The 252-nt window shown below is 42.1% G+C and carries 1 pseudogene; it reads left to right on the top strand.

Annotation, left to right across the window (positions count from 1 at the left end):
- A pseudogene (locus NE637_RS15500) lies at nucleotides 1-252 on the top strand (hypothetical protein); the annotation flags it as partial.

A 252-nucleotide genomic window follows, 5' to 3' on the forward strand; every position in this document is an offset into this window, starting at 1 on the left:
GTCAGATTGACGGATTGTTTCAGATAGATGCGCAGGAAAATAATAAAAGAGAAAATAATGAACAACGGGAACAAAAGTACCGGTATGATTTTACTCCGAGCGGAGTGGATCTGAAAAGCTTTCCGTATAATATATGGCGAAAATTATCCCGAGAGTGTCTTGTGGATGATAAGGCAGAACTGTTTCGTCTCGGCTGCCCTCAGGGAGAATATGGACTTAGAAATGCTATATGCAGTTACCTTCATCAGGCCC

The organism is Desulfovibrio desulfuricans (assembly GCF_024460775.1).
GTDB classification, from domain to species: domain Bacteria; phylum Desulfobacterota; class Desulfovibrionia; order Desulfovibrionales; family Desulfovibrionaceae; genus Desulfovibrio; species Desulfovibrio desulfuricans_E.